General features: G+C 43.1%; 2 protein-coding genes. One reads left to right on the forward strand and one right to left on the reverse strand.

All coding sequences use genetic code 11. The annotated features are described in order from the left end of the window. Nucleotides 1-639: 639 nt before the first annotated feature. Nucleotides 640-768 (forward strand): hypothetical protein, encoded by a 129-nt coding sequence (locus D0T84_RS23015; protein WP_255495403.1) that lies wholly within the window; start codon nt 640-642, stop codon nt 766-768. 271 nt (nt 769-1,039) lie between these two features. Here D0T84_RS23015 and D0T84_RS15220 read toward each other — a convergent pair whose 3' ends face one another. Next, nucleotides 1,040-2,518, reverse strand: a complete 1,479-nt coding sequence (locus tag D0T84_RS15220; RefSeq protein ID WP_163308717.1) for a succinate CoA transferase — start codon at nt 2,516-2,518, stop codon at nt 1,040-1,042. Between the last annotated feature and the right edge of the window lie 446 nt (nt 2,519-2,964).

Below are 2,964 nucleotides of genomic sequence, written 5' to 3' on the forward strand. Positions count from 1 at the left end.
TTAAGAAAAAAACGGTAATTTTGTCAGACTAATTTGCACAGTGAGTGGGTGGGTATCACCGGAATCACTGGGTGGGTATCGCCGGAATATGCAGATTTCATTGTGCATGACAAAAAATTATAAAATAGCTCTAAGTACATGACAAAAAACATACACTATCATTCTAACCCTTCCCCCTTCGGGTACTTCAATTACATTAGTCGTTTTGCGTGACTCGGCATAACATAAATAGATTTTAGTTCTGCTCTCGCTACTTAAAACGTTCCCTTTATCAAAAGGGAAGAGTGCCTGACGGATCAAACAGCGTCTATCTTCGTTTTACGACTCTCCCCTCGTTTCTCCCTCTCCTTTTGGGGAGGGCCGGGGTGGGGCTGGGAGTGCCCAGAGGGCGAGGGGTTGAGCCATAATATTATATTTTTTGTCATGTACTGTGAAAATAGCTATTTATGTGAATCAGTATTTCGTTTTGTTTAAATTATGTGTTCAATTCCATTAGTCGTTTTACATACGCTTTGCTCCTGTGAACGTTGTTTGTCGTGACTCGGCATAACATGAATTTTTAATTCAGTTCTGCCCTCGCTACTTAAAACGTTCTTTTATTTTTTATCTGCGCGCAATCACAGATTGCTTACCTTACTTTTGGCCAAAGCTCCAAAAGTAAGCAAAAAAGCATTGCGCCCCGCTTCGCCGTACGACCCACCATCGGCTTGCCGGCTGAATGAAGTGATGAAGGATTCATCGTTCTACAGATTGGGAAATCTTGCTTAAGAGCGCCCGCACTTCATTCTATGCCGCCTGCACCGGGTGGGTACCCCGTACGCTTGCTAACGGCGCTTGCTGACGCCTGACGAGCAGAATTTATACCAATGTCATTAAGTTAAGTAAATCTTATACCCTGTCATCCTGAACTTAGTAAATGCCCTGAAGAGGGCAGTATACCAGACAGTTACCGGCTTTGTGTTATTTTTTGTTATGTACTGTGAAAATGATTTGCTATAAAATTTGAACATGCTCTATATCTCTTTCACTGAAATCAATCTCAGAGTCCGGCATTCCTCATATCCCCGGTTTCCATAAAGGCCTTATGGAAGGCAAACGCGTTGTAGAGATTAGCCGGAGTCTGCCCACGCTGCGCGCTATCCAGATATTTGTACAGTAAAGGGCGATAATGAGGGTGCGCACATTTTTCTATTATTTCTATTGCCCTGTCTTTAGGGCATTTGCCCCGCAAATCAGCAACCCCATATTCCGAAACGATTACCTTTACGGAGTGTTCGCTATGATCCTGATGCGAGACCATCGGTACAAACGCGCTTATCTTCCCGTCCTTCGCTGTGGATGGTGTAAGAAAGACAGACAAATAAGAACTCCGGGCAAAATCGCCGGATCCCCCGATACCATTCATTATTTTTGTACCCGTCACATGGGTAGAATTGATATTTCCGAAAATATCAGCCTCCAGAGCCGTATTCATGGCAATAATGCCTAAACGGCGCGCTACTTCAGGATTATTGGATATTTCGGCTGTACGAAAAACTATCTTTTCCCTGAAATAGTCCAGATTTTTATATATCCGTTCAATACAGGGATTACTTACAGTCAGCGTACCCCCACTGGCAAACTTAATACGCCCGTTCTCCATCAGTCTTATCACGGCATCTTGTATCACTTCTGTATAAACTTCAAAATCGGGTATATCCTTGCTGTCGCCCATTGCCGCCAACACCGCGTTCGCTATATTACCCACCCCCGACTGTACCGGCAGAAATGATTGGGGAATGTGCCCTTTATCCATCTCGTCTACAAAGAAACCAACCACATTCTGCCCTATCTTTGCTGTAATTTCGTCTACAGGAGCAAAACCGCCGCCATCGTTCGGCATATTCGTTTCTACCACCACAATTTTTTGTGGATCAACCTTTATATGATCTTTACCAATGCGATCTCTCACAGTATAGATCGGGATTTCCCTGCGATGTGGAGGATCGGACAATTCCATGAGGTCGTGCATGCCTCTTAGCCCCTTTGGGTGCCAGCGATTTAGTTCTACTATTACAGTCTTAGCCAGACGGGCTATTGTAGGTGTAATTCCCACTCCACTGGTTGGGACTATCTCCCCGTCTTCCGTTACATGGCTTGCCTCGATTATAGCGACATCGACAGTACCATAGAATCCATAACGCAAATCCTGAGCAAGGGTAGACAGGTGCAGGTCAAAATATTTTACTTCATCGTTATTGATGGCGTTCCGTAAGTCTTTATTGGTCTGATAAGGTGTGCGGAACTTAATCGCCTTGGCTCTTGCCAACGCTCCGTCTATATTGTCGCCTGTAGATGCTCCGGTAAATACTCCGACTTTAAACGGCCGGCCCTGGGCATGTTCCGATTCGGCCCTTTTAGCCAGTTCCAAAGGGACAACTTTAGGGCATCCGGCATGGGTAAAGCCACTGAACCCGATATTATCATCATCATTAATAAGCATTGCAGCCTCTTGGGCAGTCATAATTTTCAAAGCCATAATTTTCATTATTTATTTTAGAAACTGTTTAAATTTTATACGAATATTTTATTATACCTTTTTCTTCGTTCATTTTTAGTCTGTTTTCGGCTGTTTTTTCCTTTCTCTCAACTCAACCAACGGTCACAGGAGCGAAGCGTATGTAAATAGCCCGCTATTATCGTTTCAAGAAAGAACCAACGGTCACAGGAGCGAAGCGTATGTAAAAAAACATCTCTAAAACATCTCTAAAAATTAGAACGAATAAAATTTAAACAGTTTCTTAATACAAAGTTATGACAAATACTATTTGTCCTATATGACGATTATACGACAAAAACTGCCATTCATTTAATAATTATATTATATTTGCCCACAGTACATGACAAAAATTATTCAAACACGATTTGGAGACGATGTAGGGGCAGAGGCTTGTCCCTGCCCGCTTGTCATCGTTTACGGGCACC

The organism is Dysgonomonas sp. 521, from assembly GCF_010501055.1.
Taxonomy (GTDB): domain Bacteria; phylum Bacteroidota; class Bacteroidia; order Bacteroidales; family Dysgonomonadaceae; genus Dysgonomonas.

Bases quoted from the DNA above. Each gene is read 5' to 3' on its own strand.
- D0T84_RS15220 (WP_163308717.1), bottom strand. From the start codon at position 2,518: ATGGCTTTGAAAATTATGACTGCCCAAGAGGCTGCAATGCTTATTAAT.